Source organism: Microbacterium sp. STRO-2N, assembly GCF_057747775.1.
Genome location: NZ_CM173223.1, coordinates 1,006,189 through 1,031,222 on the forward strand (window position 1 = coordinate 1,006,189; position 25,034 = coordinate 1,031,222).

At 70.3% G+C, this 25,034-nt stretch carries 22 protein-coding genes; 16 read left to right on the top strand and 6 right to left on the bottom strand.

The features are described from left to right. Window positions 1-8: 8 nt before the first annotated feature. The 4 genes from AC3ANN_RS04525 to AC3ANN_RS04540 are packed head-to-tail and all read left to right on the top strand — an operon-like array spanning window position 9 to window position 5,450. Entirely contained in the window at window positions 9-824 is an 816-nt protein-coding gene (locus AC3ANN_RS04525; RefSeq protein WP_488339810.1) for a carbohydrate ABC transporter permease, read from the top strand. Between the two features lie 13 nt (window positions 825-837). Then, window positions 838-2,991, top strand: coding sequence for a glucosidase family protein (locus AC3ANN_RS04530; RefSeq protein ID WP_488339811.1), 2,154 nt, complete (start codon window positions 838-840; stop codon window positions 2,989-2,991). After that, on the top strand, window positions 2,988-4,181 hold the full coding sequence (locus AC3ANN_RS04535) for an SGNH/GDSL hydrolase family protein (RefSeq protein ID WP_488339812.1): 1,194 nt from the start codon (window positions 2,988-2,990) through the stop codon (window positions 4,179-4,181). The genes AC3ANN_RS04530 and AC3ANN_RS04535 overlap by 4 nt, the downstream gene beginning before the upstream one ends. A 42-nt stretch (window positions 4,182-4,223) precedes the next feature. Then, window positions 4,224-5,450 (top strand): glycosyltransferase, encoded by a 1,227-nt coding sequence (locus AC3ANN_RS04540; protein WP_488339813.1) that lies wholly within the window; start codon window positions 4,224-4,226, stop codon window positions 5,448-5,450. 12 nt (window positions 5,451-5,462) lie between these two features. On the opposite strand, the gene AC3ANN_RS04545 is transcribed toward AC3ANN_RS04540, so the two are convergent. Beyond that, window positions 5,463-5,975 (bottom strand): winged helix-turn-helix transcriptional regulator, encoded by a 513-nt coding sequence (locus AC3ANN_RS04545; RefSeq protein WP_488339814.1) that lies wholly within the window; start codon window positions 5,973-5,975, stop codon window positions 5,463-5,465. A gap of 73 nt (window positions 5,976-6,048) precedes the next feature. Between AC3ANN_RS04545 and AC3ANN_RS04550 the strand changes: the two genes are divergently transcribed. Further along, complete coding sequence (locus tag AC3ANN_RS04550; protein WP_488339815.1) at window positions 6,049-6,657, top strand: dihydrofolate reductase family protein; 609 nt, start codon at window positions 6,049-6,051, stop codon at window positions 6,655-6,657. 52 nt (window positions 6,658-6,709) lie between these two features. After that, entirely contained in the window at window positions 6,710-7,798 is a 1,089-nt protein-coding gene (locus tag AC3ANN_RS04555) for a DNA glycosylase AlkZ-like family protein (RefSeq protein WP_488339816.1), read from the top strand. A gap of 6 nt (window positions 7,799-7,804) precedes the next feature. Here the strand turns inward: AC3ANN_RS04555 and AC3ANN_RS04560 are convergent, their stop codons facing one another. Both AC3ANN_RS04560 and AC3ANN_RS04565 read right to left on the bottom strand, forming a co-directional pair. Beyond that, window positions 7,805-8,131 carry a DUF7882 family protein gene (locus tag AC3ANN_RS04560; RefSeq protein WP_488339817.1) on the bottom strand — a complete coding sequence of 109 codons (327 nt, stop codon included), beginning with the start codon at window positions 8,129-8,131 and terminating at the stop codon, window positions 7,805-7,807. Window positions 8,132-8,253: 122 nt separating this feature from the next. After that, window positions 8,254-9,192 (bottom strand): helix-turn-helix domain-containing protein, encoded by a 939-nt coding sequence (locus AC3ANN_RS04565; RefSeq protein WP_488339818.1) that lies wholly within the window; start codon window positions 9,190-9,192, stop codon window positions 8,254-8,256. A gap of 164 nt (window positions 9,193-9,356) precedes the next feature. On the opposite strand from AC3ANN_RS04565, the gene AC3ANN_RS04570 reads away from it, so the two are divergent. The 7 genes from AC3ANN_RS04570 to AC3ANN_RS04600 all read left to right on the top strand — a co-directional run bounded on the left by AC3ANN_RS04570 (window position 9,357) and on the right by AC3ANN_RS04600 (window position 18,920). Beyond that, complete coding sequence (locus AC3ANN_RS04570) at window positions 9,357-10,565, top strand: ROK family protein (protein ID WP_488339819.1); 1,209 nt, start codon at window positions 9,357-9,359, stop codon at window positions 10,563-10,565. After that, a complete protein-coding gene (locus AC3ANN_RS04575; protein ID WP_488339820.1) occupies window positions 10,562-11,518 on the top strand; it encodes a carbohydrate ABC transporter permease in 957 nt (318 codons plus the stop codon). Before AC3ANN_RS04570 ends, AC3ANN_RS04575 begins: the two co-directional genes overlap by 4 nt. Beyond that, entirely contained in the window at window positions 11,511-12,326 is an 816-nt protein-coding gene (locus tag AC3ANN_RS04580; RefSeq protein ID WP_488339821.1) for a carbohydrate ABC transporter permease, read from the top strand. Before AC3ANN_RS04575 ends, AC3ANN_RS04580 begins: the two co-directional genes overlap by 8 nt. 68 nt (window positions 12,327-12,394) lie before the next feature. After that, window positions 12,395-13,642, top strand: coding sequence for an ABC transporter substrate-binding protein (locus tag AC3ANN_RS04585; RefSeq protein ID WP_488339822.1), 1,248 nt, complete (start codon window positions 12,395-12,397; stop codon window positions 13,640-13,642). A 64-nt stretch (window positions 13,643-13,706) separates the two neighbouring features. Beyond that, complete coding sequence (locus AC3ANN_RS04590; protein WP_488339823.1) at window positions 13,707-14,921, top strand: glycoside hydrolase family 15 protein; 1,215 nt, start codon at window positions 13,707-13,709, stop codon at window positions 14,919-14,921. Further along, on the top strand, window positions 14,918-17,155 hold the full coding sequence (locus AC3ANN_RS04595) for a glycoside hydrolase family 31 protein (protein WP_488339824.1): 2,238 nt from the start codon (window positions 14,918-14,920) through the stop codon (window positions 17,153-17,155). Before AC3ANN_RS04590 ends, AC3ANN_RS04595 begins: the two co-directional genes overlap by 4 nt. Before the next feature lie 70 nt (window positions 17,156-17,225). Next, a complete protein-coding gene (locus AC3ANN_RS04600) occupies window positions 17,226-18,920 on the top strand; it encodes a Na+/H+ antiporter (RefSeq protein ID WP_488339825.1) in 1,695 nt (564 codons plus the stop codon). 10 nt (window positions 18,921-18,930) lie between these two features. On the opposite strand, the gene AC3ANN_RS04605 is transcribed toward AC3ANN_RS04600, so the two are convergent. Then, window positions 18,931-19,959 carry an LLM class flavin-dependent oxidoreductase gene (locus AC3ANN_RS04605; RefSeq protein WP_488339826.1) on the bottom strand — a complete coding sequence of 343 codons (1,029 nt, stop codon included), beginning with the start codon at window positions 19,957-19,959 and terminating at the stop codon, window positions 18,931-18,933. A gap of 83 nt (window positions 19,960-20,042) precedes the next feature. Between AC3ANN_RS04605 and AC3ANN_RS04610 the strand changes: the two genes are divergently transcribed. Both AC3ANN_RS04610 and AC3ANN_RS04615 read left to right on the top strand, forming a co-directional pair. Then, window positions 20,043-20,522 carry a GNAT family N-acetyltransferase gene (locus AC3ANN_RS04610; protein ID WP_488339827.1) on the top strand — a complete coding sequence of 160 codons (480 nt, stop codon included), beginning with the start codon at window positions 20,043-20,045 and terminating at the stop codon, window positions 20,520-20,522. Window positions 20,523-20,607: 85 nt separating this feature from the next. Beyond that, entirely contained in the window at window positions 20,608-21,099 is a 492-nt protein-coding gene (locus tag AC3ANN_RS04615) for a bifunctional nuclease family protein (RefSeq protein WP_488339828.1), read from the top strand. Window positions 21,100-21,114: 15 nt separating this feature from the next. Here AC3ANN_RS04615 and AC3ANN_RS04620 read toward each other — a convergent pair whose 3' ends face one another. Further along, window positions 21,115-21,828, bottom strand: coding sequence for an MBL fold metallo-hydrolase (locus AC3ANN_RS04620; protein ID WP_488339829.1), 714 nt, complete (start codon window positions 21,826-21,828; stop codon window positions 21,115-21,117). A gap of 85 nt (window positions 21,829-21,913) precedes the next feature. Between AC3ANN_RS04620 and AC3ANN_RS04625 the strand changes: the two genes are divergently transcribed. After that, entirely contained in the window at window positions 21,914-22,441 is a 528-nt protein-coding gene (locus AC3ANN_RS04625) for a TetR/AcrR family transcriptional regulator (protein WP_488339830.1), read from the top strand. A gap of 46 nt (window positions 22,442-22,487) precedes the next feature. On the opposite strand, the gene AC3ANN_RS04630 is transcribed toward AC3ANN_RS04625, so the two are convergent. After that, window positions 22,488-25,022, bottom strand: a complete 2,535-nt coding sequence (locus AC3ANN_RS04630) for a winged helix-turn-helix domain-containing protein (RefSeq protein WP_488339831.1) — start codon at window positions 25,020-25,022, stop codon at window positions 22,488-22,490. Window positions 25,023-25,034 lie beyond the last annotated feature (12 nt).

Consider the following 25,034-nt stretch of genomic DNA (forward strand, 5'->3'; position numbering starts at 1 on the left):
AGGTCGCCATGGTTTCCCGCATCATCCGCACCGTCGTCCTGGCGATCGCCGGCATCATCTGGCTTGCGCCGGTCTACCTGCTCATCGTCAACGCCGCCAAGGCGCCCTCCGCCTACAACCCGCGTCAGTCCTGGATCCCCGACGGCGGTGCGCTGCTCGAGAACTTCGCGGAGGCGATCCGGCTCTCGGGACTCGGCGACAGTGTGGTCAGCACCCTGATCTACGCGACCGTTGCGCCCGCGGTCGCGGTGATCGTGGGCGCCTCGGCCGGCTTCGCTATCGTCGCGCTGCGGCTCAGGCACGGGTTCTGGTGGTTCGTGTTCCTCTTCGGCGGGTCGATCTTCCCGCTGCAGATGATCATCCTGCCGCTGTTCGACGGGTACTCCCGCACAGGTCTGTACGACGAGCGCATCGGCATGATCCTCATCTACACCGCCATCTCGGTGCCGTTCTCGGCGTTCGTCATGCGCAACTTCTTCACCGGCGTCTCCTACAACACCTTCGAGGCGGCTGTCATCGACGGCGCCAACACGTGGCGCATCTTCACGCGCATGTACCTGCCCATGTCGGCCAGCGCGCTCGTGGCGATCTTCATCCTGCAGGCGACGTTCATCTGGAACGACCTGCTGCTGGGCCTCACCCTGTCGCAGTCCGACGAGGTCCGCCCGATCGTGACGACGCTCGCCGGCATGCAGAACACGTACGGCGGCGCGCAGCTGCCCACCGTGCTCGCCGCCGGCATCATCGTGTCACTGCCCACGGTGATCCTGTTCCTGTTCACCCAGCGCTTCTTCGCCCGCGGCCTCGCCCTCGGCCAGTACTGAACCCGGAGACGTCATGCCCACGCGTACGACCCTGAGCACGATCCCCACGGTGGACGATCTCGCCGCCGATCCCATCACGCACCACTTCGACGACATGGTCGCGCCGTCGGGCCTGACCAACATGCACGGCACGGTCGTGGTCGGCCACGACCTCACCGGCATCCGGGGTGTCTCGTTCCCGCCGATCGCGCAGGGGGGCGCGGCGACGGCGGCCCTCTTCGTCGACGGACGACTCTTCGAGTCATACGGCGCCCCCGTCACGCACGAGTGGCGGCCCGACCGGGTCGTGCGCCGCGCCCGCGTCGCGGACCTCGAGATCGAGACGACGACGGTCTGCGTTCCCGGTGAGACCGCGGTGGCGATCGACATCGCGGTGCGCACGTCGTCGCCGGACCGGCGTCAGGTGACGCTCACCCTGTCGCTCGGCGCGCGCGTGACACGCAAGACGACGGGGTGGGATGCCGCCGAGCTGCCCGATGCGCTCAACTCGGCGCATCTCGACCCCGAGCGCAACCGCATCGCGTTCGCCGACGACGCATCGGACGCCTGGTCGGTGCAGGGGCTCGACACGCCCGCCGTCGTGCGGGGGAGCGGAGTCGCCCCGACGACCGACGAGTACGAGGTCGGGATCGGCGGAATGGGCAGGGGCGGCGACGTGTCGGCCACACTCGTGCTCGCACCCGGCGCGACGGCGCGCATCGGCTACGTGCACGCGATCGGCGCGACGCGCGCCGAAGCCGAGTCGGTCTTCGACCGGGTCAGCGGCGACGTGGGGGAAGCGGTCGTATCGGCCGAGCAGTTCTGGACCCGTCAGCTCGAGGCGATGTTCGGAGGCAGCGATGAGTACGCGGGTCGCCTCCCCGTGCTCGAGACGTCGTCCGAAGCGCTCCGCAGGCTCTACTGGTGGGGCGCGTTCGGCGTCGTCTGGTTCCGCCGCGAGTGGCAGGGCAACGTCCTCGGGCGCACCTACGACACGCTCATGCCCAACTACTGGGCGACGAACACGTTCATCTGGGACTACAGCCTGAGCTCCGTGGTCCACGCGATGCTCGACCCCGACGAGATGAAGCGGCAGCTTCGCGTATGGATCAGCAGCGACATCCACACGATGTTCGCGACCTCTGCCGTGGATGGATCGCCGATCGGCCGCTGGTACTCGGTCAACGATTTCGCCATGACCCGCCTCGTGACCGACTACCTCCGCATCACCGGCGACGAGGCCTTCCTCGACGAGCGGATCGCGGCCGGCACCGGTGACGAGCTGACGGTCGCCGAGCACCTGGTGCACTGGGCCGAGGCCTGGCGGGGCCTGCGACGGGCGGGCGCCCTCGCCGACTACGGCGAGATCGACAACCTGCTCGAGTGCGTCAGCTCGTACACGCACGAGGTGGCGAGTCTCAACGCCGCGAACGTGTGGTGCCTGCGCACGGTGGCCGGGATCGTCGCCCGCCGCGGCGACGACGCGACGGCCGCACGGCTGCGGGCCGAGGCCGACGAGGTGGCCTCGGCGGTGCTCGACCTGTACATCGACGGTGCGGGGTACTTCGCGGCGGGTCAGCCGGACGGCACGCGCCTTCCGGTGCGGCACTGCTATGACTTCAGCATCGTCGGCACCACGATCGCCGCCGATCTGCCGGAACGGGTGCGGCGCGAGATGGTGGACTTCTTCCGCCGCGAGCTGCAGACCGAGAACTGGATGCGAGCGCTGTCGCCGTGGGATCCCGACGCGAGCTACAGCGTGCGGCCCGACCACCAGTGGAATGGCGCATACCCGGCGTGGCCCGCGGACGCGGGCAGGGCCCTTGCGGCCCTCGGAGCCCACGATGTCGCCGCCGAATGGATCGAGGGGCTGGCGCGGTCGGCCAACCAGGGACCCACCGGGCAGGCGCACTTCGTCGAGGAGGCCGTGCCCGGCATCAACGGCGGCGCGCGCAAGGCGCCGCCGCAGCTGCCGTACATCAACGACTGGGCATGCTCCTCGTCGGGTGCCTGGGTGCAGTTCGTGATCGAGGGGCTCTTCGGGCTCGACGCGCCTCTGGGCGAGGCCCCCACCGCGACGGGTGCGCTCGCCGCACTCGATCCCGGCGCCGTGTTGCGAGGAGTCGTGATGCAGGGCCGCGCGTACGATGTCCACGCCGACGGCCGCGTGGAGGAGAGTGAAGGGTGACCGACAGGACGATCGAGGGAGCGACCGGAAGCGTGGTGGGCGGCATGATCGATGTGCCGCTGACCGGCGGGCCGGTGCAGCTACGCGGCGCTGTGTGGATCGAGCCGACGGCACGAGGCATCCGTCCCCGCCGGTTCGCCCCGGAGGCGTCGCGCCGCATCGTCGATGACTTCATGCGCGCCTCGATGACGCAGTCGGCCGGAGTCCGGATCGCCTTCCGGACGGCCGCGACGCGGATCGTGCTGCGTGTGCACGCGGTGAAGCTCGCCGAGTCGGCGGACGCGCCGCTGCCGTCGGCGATCTACGACCTGTGCGCCGACGGCGAGGTCATCGCGACGGCGGCGTCGGACGCCGGCTCCCGGTTCCTGTTCTCCTTCGACGACCCGGTCCGCGGTACGGTCGTCGGCGACGACGCGGCAATCGAGTTCGCCCTCGACGGCGTCGAGCGCGACTACGAGCTGTGGCTTCCCTACACCGACGAGGTCGAAGTGCTCGGGCTGAGCGCCGATGCTGCGGTGCGGCCCCCCGCCGAGGGCGGCCGCCGCTGGGTGCACCACGGCAGCTCGATCAGTCACGGCTACCTCGCGTCGCGCACGACGCGCACGTGGCCGGTGATCGCGGCGCACAGCATGGGTGTCGAACTCGTGAACCTCGCATATTCGGGCAATGCCCTGCTCGATCAGTCGACGGCGCGGACGATCCGCGACACGCCGGCCGACCTGCTGAGCGTCAAGCTCGGCATCAACGTCGTGAACGGAGACATGATGCGGCTGCGGATCTTCCGCAGCGCCGTGCACGGCTTTCTCGACACGATCCGCGACGGACACCCCGACACCCCGCTGCTCGTGGTGTCGCCCGTCTCGTGCCCGCCCGTCGAGGACCTTCCCGGGCCCACGATCTTCGACTCCACGCGCAGCGACAAGTGGGTGACGACGGCCGGCACCCGCGAACAGCTCGCCGAAGGCAAGCTCAGCCTGTCGGTGATCCGGCGCGAGCTCGAGGAGATCGTGGCCTCCCGCAGAGACGAGGATCCCCGGATCGACTACCTGGACGGCTCGCTGCTGTACAGCGCCGCCGACAGCGCGGGCATGCCGATGCCCGACAACCTGCATCCGGGCGACGACGTCAACGCCCTGATCGCGGAGCGCTTCGCGCAGCGTGCGTTCGTGCGCGAGCGCGACGCCGTCTGAGCCGTTCGCGGCGGCGCCGGACCCTGCGCCAAGGTGGATGACATGGCGACTGTGCTGTTCTGCCCGATCACCTTCAACCTCGCCGAGGTGACGCGCGCGATCGAGGTCGCGCGCGCCCTCGACCCGCGGCACGACGCGGTGTTCATGGGGTACGAGACGGAATTCGCGCACCTCATCACCGACGCGGGATTCGACTACCGGGCATGCGAGCCGGCCTTCACGAGGGCCGAGCGCGAGCAGGCGCTGAAGTACGACCAGGGCAAGACGTTCCGCAATCCCTACACCGAGACCCTGGTGGCGGCGCGGGTCGCGATCGAGCGGCAGCTGATCCGGTCGACGGATGCCGCGGCCGTCGTCAACGGCACCAATCCCACGTCGATGATCTCGGCGCGGGCGGAGGGGGTGCCGCTCTTCTATCCGGTCCCGTTCGCGCTGACCAGGCCTCAGGTCGAGCAGACGAGGCGGCTCGGGCTGGTCCGCGGATCGAGCTGGGCCGCGCACCGGCTCGACCGAATCGCGACGAGCGCTCTGCGGTGGGCGTACAACCACGCGCCGCTCGCCCCTCGCGCGTTCGCGAGCGTCGCGGAGGCGAACGGCGTGCGACCGCTGAAGACGGTGGTATCCCTGCTCGAAGCCGACCGCAATCTCCTGACGGTCATGCCGTGGGAGCTCGACGGGTACGCGCTGCCCGACGGCTACGAGCGGGTCGGCCCGATCTTCGCGCGACTGGACGCACCGTTGCCGTCCATCGTCACGGAACTCGCCGGGCGTGACGAGCCGCTCGTGTACCTCGGGCTCGGTTCCTCGGCCAGTCGCGAACTCACCCTGGCGGCCGCGGCGCAGTTGGCGACGCTGCCGGTGAACGTCATCGCGCCTGTCCGGCATTACCTCCGGCCCGGCGACGAGCTGCCCGCCAACGTCCACGTGACCGACCTGCTCCCCGCCCACCGGCTCGGCGGCCTCGTCGACGCGGCCGTGCTCCACGGCGGACAGGGGACCGTCCAGACCGCATGCGCGGCCGGCATCCCGTTCGTCGGAATGGGACTGCAGCCCGAGCAGGTGTGGAACGTCGATCAGTGCGTGAAGCAGGGCAACGCGCTGGCACTCGCACCGAAGCAGGCGGGAACGGCGGCGCTCGCCGAGGCCGTGCGACGGCTGCTCGCCGACGACGCGATGCGCGCCGCCGCGGCGCGCGTGCGGGACGCGTACGCGCAGGAGGACGGCGCCGCCGCGACCGCGAGGGTCATCGAGGCGACGATCGGGGCGTGAACCGCGCTGCAGCTACGCGGACTCTCGCGCGCGTGCTGTCTCGACCTCGGCGAGGTACGCCTCGGTGAGGTCGGCGAGCACCGAGCGAGCGCCCGCGTCGCGCTGGATGCCGAGGTGCAGCTCGCGAAGCTCGTCCATGAACGCATCCCACAGCTCGGGGCCGCCGCGCTCGAGCAGCTCGGCGCGGATCGACAGCTCGCGCGACACGGGCAGGTGCCGCCGGCCCCACGAGCCGAGCGCGGCCATGACGGGGACGAGCTGGATCGCGGGCTCGGTGAGGCTGTAGAGGACCTTCTGCTTGTGCGTCGGGTCGGGCGCGCGGGAGACGAGCCCGGCCTCGACGAGGCGCTGCAGCCGGTCGGCGAGGATGTTCGACGCGATCCCCTCGTCGGACTTCGTCAGCAGCTCGCGGAAGTGCCGGCGATCGCCGAACATCATGTCGCGGATGACCAGCAGCGACCATTTGTCACCGATCACCTCGAGCGAGAGATTGATCGGGCATCCGGAGCGCTGCGATTCTTTCATACTGCTTGCATTCTACAACCAGTTAGAGCTACGGTGTAAACCAGTTGCAATCCACAATCAGTCGGAGGATGCCATGTCACTCGTGATCGCCACCATGTCGCTGACGCTCGACGGCGTCGGCGCCGGGCACAACCAGACCCGGGAGCGCCCGTTCGGCGACATCGCGGAGCACGCCCTGCACCGCTGGATGAACGAGACGCCCGAGGAGAACCTCGCCGAGATGGACGCGATCGTCTCGGCCGGCGCCTACATCATGGGCCGCAACATGTTCGGTCCCGTCCGCGGCGAATGGAGCGGCGACTGGCGCGGCTGGTGGGGTCCGAACCCGCCGTACCACACGCCGGTCTTCGTGCTCACGCATCACCCGCGGGAATCGATCGAGATGGAGGGCGGCACGACGTTCCACTTCGTCACCGACGGCATCCACGCGGCGCTCGAGCGGGCCCGCGGCGCGGCGGGCGATCGCAACGTGCACATCGCCGGCGGCCCGACCACCCTCAACGAATACCTCGCTGCCGGGCTCGTCGACGAGCTCATGCTGCAGATCTCGCCGAGCATCGCCGGAGACGGGCTGCGGCCGTTCGACGGTCTCGAGCCGCTCGACCTCGAGCAACTCACCGTGCGGCCGGTGTCGCTGGCGACGCACGTGCGCTACCGCGTGCGCCGCCCCGACGCCGGCTGAACCGCGAGGGGAACGGGATGCCGTGGCCTCGGCATCCCGCTACCGTCGAAGCGTGACCCCGCACCGGCTGACACGCGATGAGGCGCGACGGATCGTCGTGAGGGCGCAGCTGCTCGACGCGAACCGCCCCGGCGATGTCGTCGAGGTCGCAGAGCAGCTCGGGTACGTCAAGATCGACCCGACCGCGACCATCGCACCCTGTGAGCAGACGATGCTGTGGTCGCGCATCGGCTGGTCGTACGAGCCGGGACAGCTGACGAAGGCGGTCGAGCTCGACCGGCTGCTCTTCGAGTTCGACGGTGCGTACCGGCCGATGAGCCTGCTGCCGCTCATGCTCCCCTCGATGCGGCGGTGGCCGCAGCGCGAGAGCAGCCGGCAGTGGCTCGAGGCGAATTCGGGCTTTCGCGCCGACGTACTCGCGCGCCTCCGTGCCGAGGGACCGCTCCTGGCACGCGACATCCCCGACACGGCGCAGGCCAGCCGCCCGCCCGACGGCTGGTCGGGGTCGAACCAGGTGCCGCACATGCTCGAGTTCCTCATGCGGCAGGGAGAGGTGGCGGTCGCATCGCGCGAGGGACGACACCGCCGCTGGGACCTCGCCGAGCGCGTGTACCCGCGAGACCTGCCCGAGTACGGCGAAGACGAGGCGGAGGACATGCTCCGCGCGCGCCGGCTGCAGGCGGCGGGCATCGCGAAGCAAGGCGATCGCTGGTGGAACGCGGTCGGCACGGCGGGGGAGCCCGCCGTGGTCGAGGGCAGCTCGTGGAAGTTCCGGATCGACCCGGAGGCGCTTGCGGCGCTGCGCACCGAGGACGACGGCGGCCGGGTCGCGTTCCTCAACCCGTACGACAGCCTGCTGTTCGACAGGCCGCGGCTCGAGGAGGTCTTCGGGTTCACGTACGTGCTCGAGCAGTTCAAGCCCAAGCCGCAGCGCCGTTACGGGTTCTTCGCGCACCCGATCCTGATGAGGGATCGATTCGTCGGGATGCTGGATGCCGAGGTCGACCGCGGGAACGACGTGCTGCGGGTCAACGCCGTGCACGAATTCATGCCGTTCGAGCCCGAGGAGGCCGACATGGTCCGCGCCGAGCTCACGGAGCTCGCGGAGTGGCTCGGCGTCGGCATCGCAGGGATGTCGTGAGGCGGATCAGCCGACGGCCGGCTCGCTCTCGCCGACGTCCGGCGGCTCGGGAACGACCTGCAGCCCGCTCGGGGAGTTGGCCGTCTGCATCAGCGCCTCGAGCCACGTGCGGTTGATGCCCGCTTGGCGCTTGCCGTAGTACCCGAACACGATGTTCGCGCCGGAGTGCACCCACACCGTCGTGCGGCCTCCGCCGGTGCTGACCTCGCCGTGCCACGTGAAGAAGAACGGCTCGCCGCGACGGAGCTTGTTGCCGATGACCACTTGAAGATGAGTGAGCGCGCGGTCGTCGAACTCCGCGCGCACGGCCCCCTCGTAGACGAACTTTCCCAACCTGTCTCCTTCTGGGTCCACCCGGGCCGGACGCCCTCAGTGAGACTCTGCGGGAGAGGTCCTCGCACGACCGCTCCGCGGACCCTTGCGCGAAACGCGTGCATCGCGAAACGAAGCGCCCGTCAGCCGTGCAGAGTCTGCCGAGGGCTGCGGCCGTAGGCATCTCGGTAGTGCTTGGCGAAGCGCGAACGGCTCGCGAACCCCCAGCGTCGAGCGACCTCGGCCACCGGCATCCGTGTTCCCTCCCGCAGTTCGGCGTGCGCCCGCGCCAGCCGTTCGTTGCGCAGGTACTCGCTCGGGGTGAGGCCCAGCGCGCGACGGAACGCGTACTGCAGGCCGCGCGTCGAGATGCCGGCCGCCCGAGCCACGTCGTCGACCGTGATCGGCTCGTGCGCATGGGTCTCGATGTAGGCGATCGCCCGCCGCACGGTGCGCGGGGCGGCGATCCGCTGAGCCGCGCGGTCAAGCGCTTCGGCGAAGGCGGGGGAGAACACGGTGAGCGTCGTGTGCAGCGCGTGCCGGCGCAGCTCGGCCTCGATGAGGGGCGCCACGCCGCCTGCGCCGAAGAACGAGCCCGCGACGTGCAGGAACACGCGTTCCCAGTGGGAGGCCAGGTCGCGGCTCTGCGGCGACGCGGTGAAGCCGCCGGCGCGCAGCGAGAAGCGGTCGTCGCCGGTGAGCTGTCGGCCGGCGCCCTCGGCGAACGCGCGGTCGAAGACGAACGCGCGGACCTCGGCCCGCTCCGTCCAGCGTGCCCTCGTCGGTCCGTCGACCGCGAGCCACGGCATTCCGGCGTTCAGATCCCCACGCGGCGTGCCGACCCACGCCCCGCGCGAGGCCACGCGACACGCCATGATCTGGTCGACGGGGTCGATGGCCGACTGCACAGAGGCGGTGAGCTCGTACCGCACCAGGGAGAAGTCCTGCACAGCCGCCGAGCTCCAGGCGAAGCGGAACGTCCGGGGATCGACGTGCTGCAACGCCGCCGACGGCACGAACGCGCGCCAGGTCTCCTCGACGTCCGCGACCTGGCGTGACTCGAATGTGAGCAGCTCGCCCATCCTGCCTCCCCGGGCTGCCTGATCCGTGCCCGCGGCGATGCGGCGGATTGGTCATACCTTAACCCGGCGACGAGCCGAGACGGGCCGTTGGTCGGAAGGTGCGCTTGACGTCGTCCATGTGGGCCGTCTATGGTTTCTTCACGACTAAACAAAGGGGTGAAGTAATGCCGCCAGCGCGACCGCAGACCGACGTGAACCGCACGGCGATCCTGGCGCACCTCGGTGCCCACGGGCCGGCCTCGCGCGCCGACCTGGCCCGCGCGCTCGACGTGTCGCCCGCGCTCGTCACGCAGCTCACGCGGGATCTGCTCGCCGACGGACTGCTCGAAGAACTGGAGCAGTCCAACAGCAACGGCGGTCGCCCCGCCCGGCTCCTCGGGCTCGTGTCTCAGGACGCCACCGCCGTCGGCGTCAAGGTCGCCCCCGACCATCTCGCCCTGGTCGAGGTCGGCATCGACGGGGCGGTGCGGCGGTCCGAGACCACCCCATTCGACGCGGTCTCGCCGCTGGCCACCTCCGCCCTCGTCGACCGCGTGCGCACGTTCGTCGAGAGCCCCGACGCGGGGCGCATCCTCGGCGTCGGCGTCGGTCTTCCGGGCACGGTCGCCGAGCGCGGGATCGGCGTGGTCGACTCCACCCAGCTCGGCTGGAACCAGGTGCCGCTGGGCGAGCTGCTGCGCCGCGCCCTCGACCTGCCCGTCGTGGTCGAGAACAACGTCAACGCGCTCTCGGTCGCCGAGCAGCTGTTCGGTCAGGGTCGTTCCTTCCGGAACGTGCTCGTCGTGACGATCGGCAACGGCGTCGGCGCGGGCGTGATCGCGGACGGCGTCATGGTGCGCGGACGCGCGGGCGGAGCCGGCGACCTCGGTCACATCCCCGTCGAGGAGGACGGCCCCCTCTGCCAGTGCGGGAACCACGGCTGCCTCGAGGCGCTCATCGGGCAGGGAGCACTGGTCGACGCGGCACGTGCCGGCGGGCTCCTCGCCGGCCGCGATGGCATCGACGTCCTCCGCAGGCTGGCCGACGGCGGATCGAGCGGCGCCCGCGAGATCTTCGCGCGGGCGGGCCGCCGCCTCGGCCGCGCGCTCGCCGGCGCGGTGAACCTGATCGATCCCGAGATCGTGGTGCTCCTCGGCGAAGGCGTCGAGGCATGGAACCACTGGGCGCCCGCGTTCGACCGCGCGCTGCGCAGCTCGCTGGTGCCGGGCAAGCGGGGGACGCCGGTCGTGGTCGAGCGCTGGCAGGACGACCGGTGGGCGCAGGGTGCCGCCGCCCTCGTGCTGGCCACCCCCTTCGACGCCCAGGGTGTCGCCGGCGACCAGGGCCGGCTCATGCGCGAGCGTCTCGTCGCCTCGATCGAGGCCCGCCCGTGACAGCCGCCGTGCTCGCCGCCGAGGCATCCGTCGCCGCCGCGCAGCACCCCACGCCGGCAGGCCGGCGCCCGCGGACACGCCGTCGCCGGATCTCGTACGGCCTCACGGTCGCGGTCTTCCTGCTGCCGAGCCTCATCCCGCTGCTGGCGTTCGTGATCGGGCCCATGATCTCGGCCGCGTGGACGAGCCTGCACTCGTGGAACCTGATCGGCCCGATGGAGTGGGTCGGCCTGGACAACTACGCCCACCTGCTCACCGACCCGGCCACCCATCAGGCGTTCCTGCACACGCTGTACTACATCGTCGGCTACCTGCCGCTGGTGTACGTCGGCGGTCTGGCTCTCGCGCTGGCGCTCAACGCGAAACTCCGCGGGCGCGGACTCCTGCGCGGCGTGTACTTCCTGCCCGTGATCACCAGCTGGGTGGTCGTCGCACTGGTGTGGCGCTGGCTGCTCAATCCCAGCACCGGAATCGTGAACACCGTGCTGGCATGGTTCGGCATCGAGGGGCCGGGCTGGTGGGCCGACCCCGCGTGGTCGATGCCGTCGATCATCCTCGCGTCGGCCTGGAAGGACCTCGGGTTCGTCATGGTGATCCTGCTCGCGGGGCTCCAGGCCATCAATCCGGACCTCTACGAAGCAGCCGAGATCGACGGGGCCGGCTGGTGGCGGCGCCTCTTCGGCATCACGCTGCCGATGCTGTCGCCGTCGACGTTCTTCGTCATCGTGCTGTCGCTCATCAACGGATTCCAGGTGTTCGACCAGGTCTTCGTCATGACCGGCGGCGGCCCGAACAACTCCAGCCAGGTCGTCGTCCAGCAGGTCTACGACCTGACCTTCCGCTACGGGCAGGCCGGCATGGCCTCCGCCCTGTCATGGCTGCTGTTCTTCGTGATCCTCGTCGTGACGCTCATCCAGTTCTACGGGCAGCGCAGGTGGGTGAACTATGACTAAGCCGCTGCGCACCGGGGTGCTCTACGCCGTGCTGGTCGCGGGAGCCCTCATCATGGTGTTCCCGTTCGTGTGGACGGTCGTGACGTCGATCACGCCGGGCGCGACGCTGACGACCACCCCGCGCCTCATCCCCGAGAGCCCGTCGCTGTCGCCGTACTTCGAGCTGTTCGATCGGGTGCCGTTCGGGCAGGTGATCGTCAACTCGCTCATCATCGCCGTCGTCGGCACGATCCTGCAGCTCGTCACGAGCGCCATGGCGGCATACGTGTTCTCACGGATGCCGTTCCCCGGGCGCGGCGCGGTGTTCGTGCTGTATCTCGCGACGATGATGATCCCGTTCCAGGTGCTCATCGTGCCGCTGTTCGCCGAGATGAAGGCGCTCGGCCTCATCAACACCTATCTCGGGGCGATCCTCCCCACGGTCGCGTCCGCGTTCGGCGTGTTCCTGCTGCGCCAGGCGATGAACACGGTGCCGTACGACCTCGACCAGGCGGCGACGCTCGACGGCGCCGGCCACTTCCGCATCTTCACGCGCATCGTGCTGCCGCTCGTCCGGCCCGCACTCGCGACGCTCGCGGTCTTCGCGTTCCTCAACACCTGGAACAGCTTCCTGTGGCCGCTCATCATCCTGCGCGACCCGCTCATGCAGACGCTCCCGGTGGCGCTCTCGAGCCTGCAGGGGCAGTACTCCACCCAGTGGGACGTGCTCATGGCCGGCTCGGTCATCAGCATCATCCCGATGTTCGCCCTCTACGTGTTCGCGCAGAAGTACATCGTCCAGGGCGTCGCCGGCACCGGCCTCAAGTAGGTCCGCCGCGCCCGCAGACCCCAGCCCCACACCAACACCACACACAGATCGAAGGAGATTGCACTCACATGAAGAAGAAGCTCATCGCGACGACGACCGTCGCGACCCTCGCAGCGATCGGCCTCGCCGGCTGCACGTCCTCGGGCGGTGACGCCGGAGACGGCGACGCCGTCACCATCACATACTCCAACTTCATCGCCAACGGCGGGAACGAGGAGAACCTTCAGGCGATCGTCGATGCGTTCGAGGCCGAGAACCCCGACATCACGGTCGATGTCACGACGTCGGCGTACGCGGACTACTTCACGAAGCTGCAGACCGACCTCGCGGCCGGAACCGCCGCCGACGTCTTCGACGTCGACGCGGGCAGTTTCGCGAACATCCAGGCCAGCGGCGTGCTCGCCGAGCTGACGGACGTCGATTCCTCCGCCTACCGCACGTCGGTGCTCGATGCGTACAACGTCGACGGCGCGCAGTACGGCCTGCCCACGTCGTTCTCCAACGTCGTGCTGTTCTACAACCAGGAGCTGTTCGACGCCGCCGGCGTCGACTACCCGACGGCCGACTGGACGTGGGCCGACGAGCAGGCGGCGGCCGAGCAGCTGACGGATGTCGCGGCCGGTGTGTGGGGCGACTATCAGCCGATCTCGTACCACGAGTACTACAAGGCGGTGCAGCAGGCAGGCGGCGACTTCCTCTCGGAGGACGGCACCGAGGCCGCGTTCGACTCCGCGGCGGGGATCGCCGCGGCCGATTGGCTCGCTGGCAAGTCGGGCACCGTGATGCCGTCCGCCGCGGATGGGGCCGGCACGCCGGACTTCGACCTGAACCTCTTCAAGGAGGGGAAGCTCGCGATGTGGCACACCGGCATCTGGATGATCGGGCTCGTCGGAGACCTCCCGTTCGAGTGGGACATCGCGGTCGAGCCCGGCGACACGCAGAAGGCGAGCGCGACGTTCTCCAACGCTGTCGTGGTCTCGGCCGACTCGGAGCACCAGGAGGCCGCGCAGAAGTGGGCGGAGTACCTCAGCAGCTCGAAGGAGATGGTCGACGTGCGTCTCGAGGCCGGGTGGGAGCTTCCGGCCGTCAGTGACGAAGCGCTGCTCGCGCCGTACCTCGAGAAGACGCCGCCGGCGAACCGGCAGGCGGTGTTCGACTCGCTCGAGGCCGTCGCCGTGGCCCCCGAGCTCGGGGCGAACGCCCAGCAGATCCAGGACGCCGTCACGAACGCGCTCGGCGAGATCGCGGCAGGCCGCGCCTCCACGGAGGACGCGATCGCCGCCCTGGCCGACGAGGTCGACTCGCTCCTGCAGTAGCACGATCAGTCGCGTCCGCGGCGGCACGCCCGCCGCGGACGCGACGCACTCCCGAAGGACTCCCGTGACCGACGCCCTCCCCGCTCCCGAAGCACCCACCTCGACCCTCTCCACGCACGATGACCTCACCGCTGCCCCGGCGCGCTCCGACGTGATCGGCGAGCTCGCCCGCGGCAGCATCCGTCTCATCGCGGACCTGCAGGCACCGCAGGGGGCGTACCCCGCCAGTCCGACCTTCTCCGCCTACGTGGGGTACAGCTGGCTGCGCGACGGGTCGTTCATCGCCGACGCGGCGTCCGTCGGGGGGCTGGTCGACTCCGCCGACCGCTTCTACGCGTGGTGCGCCGAGGTCATGGTGCGCCGGAGCGAGAAGATCCGCTGGATCGTGCGCGAGACGCGGGAAGGCCGGCCGCCGGCCGCGTCGCATATGCTGCCGGCACGGTTCACCTTCGACGGCGAGGACGGCGCCGACGAGTGGTGGGACTTCCAGCTCGACGGCTACGGCACGTGGCTGTGGGCGCTCGTCGAGCACCTCGACCGTCATGGACTCGACGGGGCGGCGTACCGCGAGGGTGTCGAGCTGACCGTCGACTACCTCGTCGTGTCGTGGGACCGCCCCTGCTACGACTGGTGGGAGGAGCACGCCCAGCATGTGCACGTGTCGACGCTCGCGTGCATCGCGGCGGGCCTCGACGCCGTCGTGCGGGCCGGGCTCGTCGACCGCGACCGTGCAGACCGGGCGCGCGCGGCGGCGGAGTCCATCCGCGGGCTCGTGGCCGAGCGCGGAACCGCGGACGGGCACCTCATCAAGTGGCTCGGAAGCACCGCCGTCGACGGCAGCCTCGCCGCAGCGATCGCGCCACTCGGGTTCGTCGACCCCCGCTCGGACGTCGCGCGCGCGACGATCGAGGTGCTCGAGTCGCACCTCACCGTCGACGGCGGCGTCCACCGGTACCTGGGCGACACGTTCTTCGGCGGCGGCCAGTGGCCGCTGCTCACCTGCTTCCTCGGGCTCGCACACCTGGCCGCAGGCGATCGCGTGCGAGCGGACGAGTGCTTCGAATGGGCGGCCGCGACGGCGACAGCCGACCTCCACCTGCCCGAGCAGGTGACGCACCATCTCATCGCTCCGCGGATGGAGCAGCCGTGGATCGACCGGTGGGGCACGGTTGCGACTCCGCTGCTGTGGAGCCACGCCATGTTCCTGCGGCTCGGCATCGCCCTCGGCCGCATCGACCCGTCCGATCTCACCTCCGCTCCGGAAGGAGACCTCCGATGATCCGTCACCGGCCCGCCGGCTCGGGGCACCCGTACTCGGTCGACACCGAGCAGCGGTGGCCGGTCGTCCCGTCGGCAGAGAGCACCGCCACGCTCGGCATCCGCGCGGACGCCGACGTCGCGGCGGTCACGTGCACGCTGGAATGGCGAGCGGATGCCGAGACCGGCGTGACCGATACCGTCGAGCTCCCGCTGGCTCGCGTGGCGACGACGTCGCGCGGCCGCGTCACCGACGGCGGTCACCTCGCCTCGGCGGCGAGCCGGCTGGCGCGCGCGGTCGGCGGATGGCAGGCGACGACCCCCGAGCTGCGGTTCGGCGGCACCTACCGCTATCGGTTCCACGCGACCCACGGCGACGGACGGGTCGAGCGGACGCGCTGGTTCGAGTTCCGGGCGGCGCGGTGGATGCCCGCACCCGATTCCGTGGTCGAGCACGGCCGCGCGAGGGTGCTCCCGGGCTCGGTCGAGCAGCTGCACGACGGCGTCCGCGCGTGGCGCGTGCGCTTCGCGCTGCCGCTGGACGAGCGCGAGCACGTCACCGGCTTCGGCGAGCGCTTCGACTCGGTCGAGCAGACCGGGGCGGCTCTCGACTCCGTCGTGTTCGAGCAGTACAAGAGCCAGGGGGCCGAGCGGAAGACCTACCTGCCGATGCCCTTCGCCCATGTCGTCGGCGGCGACGGGTGGGGCTTCCACGTCGACACCTCCCGGCGCGTGTGGTTCGACGTCGGCCACTCGGATCCGACGCGGCTCGTGGTCGAAGCCGAGACCGGAGAGGACGGCGTCCTGCCGCTGCGTCTCTTCGACGGCACGCCTGCCGATGTCCTCGGCGCCTTCCTCGACCGTGCCGGGCGCGCGACCGAGCTGCCCTCGTGGGTGTTCCGGCTGTGGGCGAGCGGCAACGAGTGGAACACGCAGGCGGAGGTCATGCGCCAGATGGACCTGCACCGCGAGCACGACATCCCGGTCGGGTCGGTCGTGATCGAGGCGTGGAGCGACGAATCCTCGTTCACCGCCTTCCGTGATGCGCAGTACAGCGTGACCGACGACGGTGCACCGCACCGGCTCGCCGACTTCACATTCCCGGCGGAGGGCGCGTGGCCCGACCCCAAGGGGATGACCGACGAGCTCCACGATCGAGGCATCCGTCTTCATCTGTGGCAGATCCCGCTCATCAAGATGCGCCCGCACCCCTCCGGTCAGGTCGCTGCCGATGCGAAGGCGGCGATCCGCGAGGACGTGCTCATCCGCGAGCCCGATCCCCGCGGCGGGACGCGTCCGTACCGCAACCGCGGGTGGTGGTTCCCGCTCGGGCTCATGCCCGACCTGACCGACGAGCGCGCCGCCCGCTGGTGGACCGACAAGCGCCGGTACCTCGTGGAGGAGATCGGCATCGACGGGTTCAAGACCGACGGCGGCGAGCACGCGTGGGGTGCGGAGCTCGTGTACCTCGACGGCCGACGGGGCGACGAGAAGAACAACACCTTCCCCGTCGCCTATGCCGCCGCGTACGGCCGCCTGCTCGAGTCGGCAGGCAAGGCGCCGGTGACGTTCAGCCGCGCCGGGTTCACGGGATCGCAGGCGCACGGCGCCTTCTGGGCCGGCGACGAGAACTCGACGTGGGAGGCGTTCCGCTGGTCGATGAACGCGGGACTCACCGCGGCCGCATCCGGCATCGTGTACTGGGGATGGGACATCGCCGGCTTCTCGGGTGAGATCCCGACGTCGGAGCTGTACCTCCGGGCGACGCAGGCATCGGTGTTCGTGCCGATCATGCAGTACCACTCCGAGTTCAACCACCACCGCTCGCCGTCGCGCGACCGCACGCCGTGGAACATCGCGGAGCGCACCGGCGACGAGCGGGTGATTCCGCTGGTGCGCCGGTACACGAAGCTGCGCGAGCGGCTCATCCCGTACCTGGAGCGTTCGGCGGCCGCCGCGATCGCGACGGATGCCCCGCTCATGCGGCCGCTGTTCTTCGAATGGCCCGACGACCCGGCGGTCTGGACGGCCGGCACCCAGTGGCTGCTCGGCGACGACCTGCTGGTGGCGCCGGTGCTCGAGCCCGGCGCCGTCGAATGGCCCGTGTACCTGCCCGCCGGCGAGTGGACGGACGCTTGGACGGGTGAGCGGCACACCGGCGGCCGCACGGTCTCGGTGCCGGCACCCATCGACCGCATCCCGGTGTTCGTGCGTGGGCGCGAGGAGGAGCTGCGGGAGCTGTTCCACGAGGTCTGAGACCCGAACGCCGGGAATCGCTTCGCGGTCCGCACGGTTTGGTGCATCATCGCACCGAAGGGAGCCGTGCATGACCGGACTCGAAGTCACCGTCCTCGTGGGCATCACCGTGCTCGTCGGCGCGATCCTCGCGCCGCGGCTGCGCGTGGCTGTACCCCTGCTGCTCGTCGTCGCCGGACTCGCGCTGGGATTCGTCCCCGAGGTGCGTGAGATCGAGCTGCCGCCCGAGACCGTCCTGCTGCTGTTCCTCCCCGTGCTGCTGTTCTGGGAGAGCATGACCACCTCGCTGCGGTCGATACGTCGCGACTTCCGGGGCATCGTCCTCATGAGCACGCTGCTCGTCGTCGCCAGCGCATTCGCGGTGGCAGGCATCGCCTCTGCCTGGGGGCTGCCGTGGGAGGCCGCACTCATCCTCGGTGCGGCGGTCGCGCCGACCGACGCGACCGCCGTCGCCGCGCTCGGTCGGCTGCTTCCGCGACGCAATTTCATGAACCTCAAGGCCGAGAGCCTGACGAACGACGGCACTGCACTCGTCATCTACGGCGTCGCCGTGGGTGTGGCCGTGGGAGGCCGGTACACGCCGCTCGACGTCACCGGACTGGTGCTCGTCGCATACGCCGGCGGTATCGCGGCGGGACTGGCGGTGGCAGGTCTCGCCTACCTGGTGATGCGACGCCTCCGCAACACCCTGAACCTCAACATCGCGCTGCTCCTCGTGCCGTTCACGGCGTTCCTGCTCGCCGAGCTCATCCACGCGTCGGGGGTGCTCGCCGTCGTGGTCGCGGGCCTCATCGTCGCGTACATCAGCCCGCGCATCAGCACGGCCGCATCCCGTCGCCAGGCCGCGTGGACGTGGCCCCTCGGCGCCTTCCTGCTCAACGGCTCGCTCTTCGTGCTCATCGGGTTCGAGGTTCAGGCGGTGGCGCACGAGATCCCCGCGCGCGAGATCGGCTGGCTGGTGCTCGTCACCGTCGCGGTGTGGCTCGTCCTCCTGGTGACGCGCTTCGTCTTCCAGACGGCGGCTGTCATGACGATACGCATGCTCGACCGCCGGCCTTCGCAGCGGCTGCGGCGCACCACGTGGCGGTCGCGCGTGGTGAGTGCGTTCGCAGGCTTCCGCGGGGCCGTGTCTCTCGCGATCGCCCTGTCGGTGCCGTTCACGACGACCGCCGGTGACCTACTGCCGGGGCGGGACGAGATCATCTTCGTGACAGCGGGCGTCATTCTCCTGACGCTCCTCGTGCAGGGACCGCTGCTCCCCGCCCTCGTGCGCTGGGCGCGGTTCCCAGACGACCAGGCGATGCAGCAGGAGCTCGAGCTCGCCGAGCGCGCAATCACGGGCGCAGCGCTCACGGCGGTCGCGGATCTGGCGCGCGACCACGGCATCAGCGCGGAGATCCGCGACCGCCTGACACGCGACTACTACGAGTACCTCGAGCGCAACAACGAGCGCGTACTGGCACGCGAGCGCGCCCGGGCCGACGACGAGATCGCCGATCTCGAGACGACGTTCGAGGGCGCGGATGCCTCGGCCTCGGCATCCGCGACCGCCACCGCGACGCTCGAGAGCCCGGCTCCACTGCCCTCGCCGCGCGAGCGGGACGAGGAATACTCGCGGCTGCGCATCGCCGTCCTGGACCGCAAGCGCGAGGTGCTCTATCGCCTGCGGCGCGAGGGCGTCGTCGACGATGCGGTAGTGACCCAGATCCAGACGCGGCTCGATGTCGAAGAGCTGCGCATCACGGGAGTCGAAGTGCTCGACTGATCGCCGGGCTTCAGCCGCGTGTGCCCTTCCAGCCGAGGCTCGGGGCGACGTGCTTCGCGAACGACTCGACCACGCGGAGGTTGAACGCCACGCCGAGCTGGCTCGGGATCGTGAGCATGAGCGTGTCGGCGCTCGCGATCGCGGCGTCCTCCTTGAGCTGCTCGACCAGCACGTCGGGCTCGGCGGCGTACGTCTTGCCGAACGTGGAGCGCATGCCGTCGATCACGCCGATCTGGTCGCCGTCCTGGCGGCCGCCGAAGTACATCGCGTCCTCGGCGGTGGTGATGGGGAAGATCGAGCGGCTCACCGATACGCGGGGCTCCCCGGCGTGACCGGCGCCGCGCCAGGCCGCGCGGAACGCGTCGATCTGCTGCGCTTGGAGCAGGTCGAAGGGAGTGCCGTCCGCCTCGGTGAGAAGGGTCGACGACATCAGGTTCACGCCGGTGCGCCCTGCCCACTCGGCCGAGTCGCGGTTGCCCGCGCCCCACCACACTCGCGAGCGCAGACCCGGTGAGTGCGGCTCGATGCGCTGCATCCCGGTGCCGCCGCCGAACGGAGACGAGGCATCCCGCTCGGCCAGCCCCTCGCCCTCGATGGCGCGCAGGAACAGGTCGAAGTGCTCGCGCGCGATGTCGGCGCCCCGCGGGTCCTGCGACCCGGTGTAGCCGAACGCCTCGTACCCGCGCACCACGCTCTCGGGTGACCCGCGGCTCACGCCGAGCGCGAGCCGGCCCCCCGAGATGAGATCGACGGATGCCGCCTCCTCGGCCAGATACAGGGGGTTCTCGTAGCGCATGTCGATGACACCGGTGCCCACCTCGATGCGCTCGGTGCGCGCTGCGATCGCCGCGAGCAGCGGCATGGGCGAGGACTGCTGACGCGCGAAATGGTGGACGCGGAAGTACGCTCCGTCGACCCCGAGCTCGTCCATGCCCTGAGCGAGGTCGATCGCCTGCAGCATCGAGTCGGCGGCCGTGAGCTGCCGCCCGCCGCCGAGCGGCCCGTAGTGTCCGAACGAGAGGGTTCCGAAGTGCTGCATGTCGACTGCAACCGTACGCCCGCGGCATCCATTCCGGTGAATGGGTTCATCGGTCCGTCGGAGCCGGTCGCTAGCCTGACGCAGTGACCAGCATCCGTCCTGCCGTTCCTGAAGACGTCCCCCGCATCGCCGAGGTGTGGGAATCGGCGTGGCGCGACGGCCACGTCGGGCACATCGCCGACGAGCTGCTCATGCACCGGCAGTCGGACTCGTTCCGCTCACGCGCGGCCGAGATGGTCGGACGCACGCATGTCGCCGAGGTGGACGGGGTCGTCGTCGGCTTCGTCACCCTCAAGGACGACGAGCTCGAGCAGCTCTTCGTCGATGCCTCCGCCCGTGGCACGGGCGTGGCGCGCGACCTTCTCGCCGACGGTGCGCGCCGCCTCGTCGGGCAGGGACACGCTCGTCCGTGGCTCGCCGTGGTGACCGGCAATGCACGGGCGCGCCACTTCTACGAACGCGAGGGCTGGCGCGACGCCGGGCCGCTCGCCTACGAGGCGCCGATCGAGGGCGGAACGGTCGTCGTCCCGTGCCACCGTTACGAACTGATCCTGGATCGCTGAATTCGGCCGCCTCTGTCCGGGGCCCGCGCGGCGTGCTTACGATGGCAGCGGAGGCCTGAGGAACGACGCGGGTCGAGGAGGCGGGATGATCCAGGTTCGGGTGGCCGGCGTCGCTCTCGACGCCACCGGGCAGCACGTCGTGCTGCTCAAGCCCATCGACGAGATGCCGGGCGACGGCCTCGTGCTGCCCATCTGGATCGGGCAGCTCGAAGCCACGTCGATCCTCGTCGCCGTCGAGAACGCCCCCGTGCCGCGACCGCTCGCCCACGATCTCATGCGCTCGATGCTCGAGACGCTGGGCGCCGAGGTGACGCGCGTGGAGGTGCCCCGCATCGAAGACGGCACGTTCTACGGCGCGATCACGCTGTCGACGGCTCTCGGCGAGCGGGTCGTCGACGCGCGGCCCTCCGATGCCGTCGCGCTGGCGTCGCGGGTGGGGGCGGGCATCTGGGTCGCCGACGAGGTGATGACCGAGGCCGGCGTGCCCGACGTGCTGACCGAGACCGACGCCGCCGAGCGCCTCGACGAGTTCAAGCGCTTCCTCGACGACGTCGAGCCCGAGGACTTCGAAGGCTGATCCGTTCGGCTCGGGTCACCGTGCGCCGGCGCGCACGGCCGCGGCGACATCGGCCGAGGATCCGCGCCAGGGCGCTCCATGACCAGGAAGCACCCACGATGCCTCGAGCCCGGCGAGGCGATCGAGCGACGCGGATGCCTCGGCTGGAGCATCCGTGAAGGGCGCCGGCTGCAGGCCCTCGCGGCCCGTGAGCACATGGCGTGTCGTGAGCGCATCGCCGACGAACACGGCATCGGCGAGCGGGACGTGCACCGCGATGCTGCCGGGGGAGTGACCCGGCATCCCGACGATCACCGGCGCGCCGGGAAGATCCAGCACGTCGCCGTCACGCACCTCGACGACCTCCGAGACGTACGCGGTCGGCACAGCACGCTTGCGCAGCGCATACGCGAAGAACCTCAGCGTGGGCCCGAGCCGCATCGGCCCGGCGGGCGTCTTCGGCTTCTCGCCCGTGCGAGCACGCTCGGCGTCGGCCTCATGCACGTACACGGGCACCCCGTGGTCCCGGCGGAGGCGCTCCGCGAATCCGATGTGGTCGCCGTCGCCGTGCGTGAGGACGACCCCGCGGATGTCGTCGGCGGTCCTGCCGATCTCGCGCAGCTCGCGCGTGAGATCGCGCCAGTGCCCTGGCAGTCCCGCGTCGATGACCGTGATGCCGTCGTCGGCGACGACCAGGTAGGCGGCGACGATGTCGTTGCCGATGCGGTGCAGGTGCGGCCCGAGCTTCATGGGACGGCCTTTCGGTGAGGAGGGTTGGCATGGCTACGTTACGTAGCTATCATGGCTACTGTCAATAGCCATCGAGAGGATGCCGATGCCCACGCCCGAACGCACGTCCTTCGACCAGATCGTCGAGGCCGGCCGCGACCTCCTGGAGCAGCAGGGGCTCACCGGGCTCACGATGCAGAGCGTCGCCGCCCGGGTCGGAGTGCGCGCACCGTCGCTCTACAAGCGCGTGCGCGACCGCGACGCGCTCATCGCGGCCGTAGCCGCCGCCACGGTCGATGACCTGACCGCCCGGCTGGAGGCATCCGATCGATCCATCGAAGGTCTCGCCCGCGCCTACCGGGCATTCGCGCACCAGCGGCCGCAGGCTTTCCGGCTCATCTTCGCATCCGCGGTGCCGCAGCCGAGCCTCGACCGCGCGGGCGCCGTGATCGTGAGCAGTCTGGGTCGGGTCGCAGGAGAAGAGCACGCGCTGGAGGCGGCGCGGCTCGTGACGTCGTGGGCGACGGGGTTCATCCACATGGAGCTGTCCGGCGCCTTCCGCCTCGGCGGCGACACCGACGACGCGTTCGACTTCGGCCTGCGCAGCCTGCAACGAGGGCTCGACACCCGGTGACGCCCGGGGCGCGTCGCCGTCCACCGTGGCGCCGGCGTGTCGGACCTCACACCGACACGGAATCCGCTGCCGCGACCCGCAGCAGACTCAGCTGGCCTGCCCGTTCCACTGCGGCATTGCGGCCGGGCACGCCGAGCTTCCGATAGATATGACCCAGGTGGGTCTTGATGGTGTTCGTCGAGACGAAGCAGCGATCTGCGATATCGGCGATCGTGAGTCGAGTCGGAAGGAACGCCAGAAGCTCGAGCTCGCGCGGCGTGAGCTCGTCGAGCAGGACCCCCCGGGGCGTCGTCCGATGCCGACCCGCACGCACTGCACGACGCGCGAACTCGGAGTGAGCGCAGAACATCTCCTCGACGAGTTCGATGACGTCCTTGCCGGCCCGAACGAAAGGGTGCACCAGCCCCTCGGATTCCGCCTCGCGCAGCGCGGCGCCCAGTGCCTCTCTGGCATTGAGCCGGCGTCCCTCGAGCGACCACATCCATGCCACCGAGATGCCCCGCTCGACCGAGACGACCGGGGAGGACGACTCGTCGGACCGCAGCTCGTCCATCCGGGCGCGGGCGGCGTCGGTCCTGCGAGCCGCGAGAAGACCGGCGATCTCTTCGAAGGAGATCTCTGACCACGACCGCACCGAGATCGGCGGCGGGACGGGGGTCCCGCGGAGGCGAGCCCGGCGCATCTCCAGTGCCATGAGCGATCGCCGCACGACCGGCGGGGGTGGCGCGGGAGGCCCGCTCGAGGTGACCGCATCCGTTCCGTCGGGATCGATCAGCTTCGCGACGAGATGCGCGATCCACATCAGCTGCACGCGCTCGTTCGCGGCGGCTCGCACCCCGGCCTCCGAGAGCGCGAGCGCACCCGCTTCGGATTCGCCGCGCTGGACGGCGACGACCGCCCGCGCGAGGAACGCGTCGGCCGACGCCGGGTGAGCGAGAAGCCGGAACTCTCGGGCGATTCCGAGCGCCTCGTCGGCCCGCTCGGTGGCGTCCGCGAGCCGACCGCTGAACGCGTTCATGAGTGCGAGGAAACCCAACGCGTCCACGAGGTGAGGCGTCGGGACGAGCTCGCCGGAGCGCACGACGTCGGCCACCGCCGCCCGCGCCGCGTGCACGTCCCCCAGCAGGAAGCAGCCACGCCCGAGGGAGAGCGCGCAGATCAGGCGGAGAAGAGAGCCATCGATCCCGAGCATCGCGGGGCGTGGAGCGTCCGGCTGACGTTCCAGCGATCGGAGCCCGCGTCTCGCCGCCTCGACGAAGGAATCGGAGTGGGGGAGGAACTGGACCCCTGCCGCGAGGTATGCGAGAGCGATCTGCAGCTCACCCGCGCTGAGTCGATCACCGGTCGACAGGGCGTAGAGCCTCTCCACGGCGGCGGCACCGTGTCCGTTCATCATCTCGGCGACGCCCAGGAGCAGTTCGGCGTGCGGGTGACGAGCGCGGGCTTCGTCCGGTATGCGAGCGAGCCACCGTGCGATCGCCGAGGTGTGCTCCACGGTCGCCGTCGACGAGGCATCCGCGACCACGAGCTCCAAGGCGGAGTCCCAACGGCGCGCCCGGCAGAGGTAGTCGAGACCGTTGTCGAGGTCGCCCGAGTCGAGGAACCACGTCGCCGTGGCCTCCAAGAGGGATTCCTCGCGGCCCGGATCGAGGGCGCGGAGCTTCAGCCGAAGGAGGTCGCGGAAGAGCGGATGGAACCGATACCAGCCGCCTTCTCCGGGCACGGCGACGGTGAAGAGCGAGTCCCGCTCGAGCTCGGCGATGAATGTCGCGCCGTCCTCGCCGGTGAGGGACTGAACAAGCCCCTCGCAGAACTCGTCCGTAACGGCCAGCTTCTGAAGGGCGTCCCGTCGAGCGGGCTGAAGGGCATCCAGGACTTCTTCGCTCATGTACTCCACGACGAGCCGGTCCGACTGGGCGAGCGAATCGGCGACCCGATCCGGATCGGTGGCGAAGCGGAACCCGAGTGCGGTCAGCTGCACACCGGCCGCCCAGCCTTCGGTGCGCGAGACGACCGCCGCGAGCGTGGCGGGCGATGGGGCGAGGCGGGTGATCCGCTCGAGCACTCGTGCGGTGGTCTCGTCGTCGAAGGCCAGTTGACTCTGCCGGATCTCGACCAGGCCGTGACGAAGCCGGTGCCGGCTCCAGCCCAGGTGCAGGTCCGCCCGCGAGGAGAAGATCGCATGCACATTGGGAGGGAGTATTTCGACGAGCTGCCAGAGATCGGTCAGGATCGGCGTCCCCGACAGGCGGTCGAGGTCTTCGAAGATGAGGACGATCCGCTCCAGCTCGGCGAGGCTCGCCGCGAATTCCTCGAGGAAAGGCCCGCCGAGGCGTCCTTCAGCGGTGCGCAGCGGGGCCGATGGCCGCTCGAAGCGCGGCGACAAGGCCGCGACTGCGTCGACCAGCCGCGAAGAGAGGACGGCGGGTGATGCGTCTTCCGCGGTGATATCCAGCCAGGCCGTCAGATGGTCCTGCCGGGAGGCGACCCATTGCGCGAGCAGGACGCTCTTGCCGGCGCCGGCCGGTGCCACGATGAGCGACAGTGGCGCGTCGACACCGCTGTCGAGAACGTGTCGCAACGAAGGTCTGTC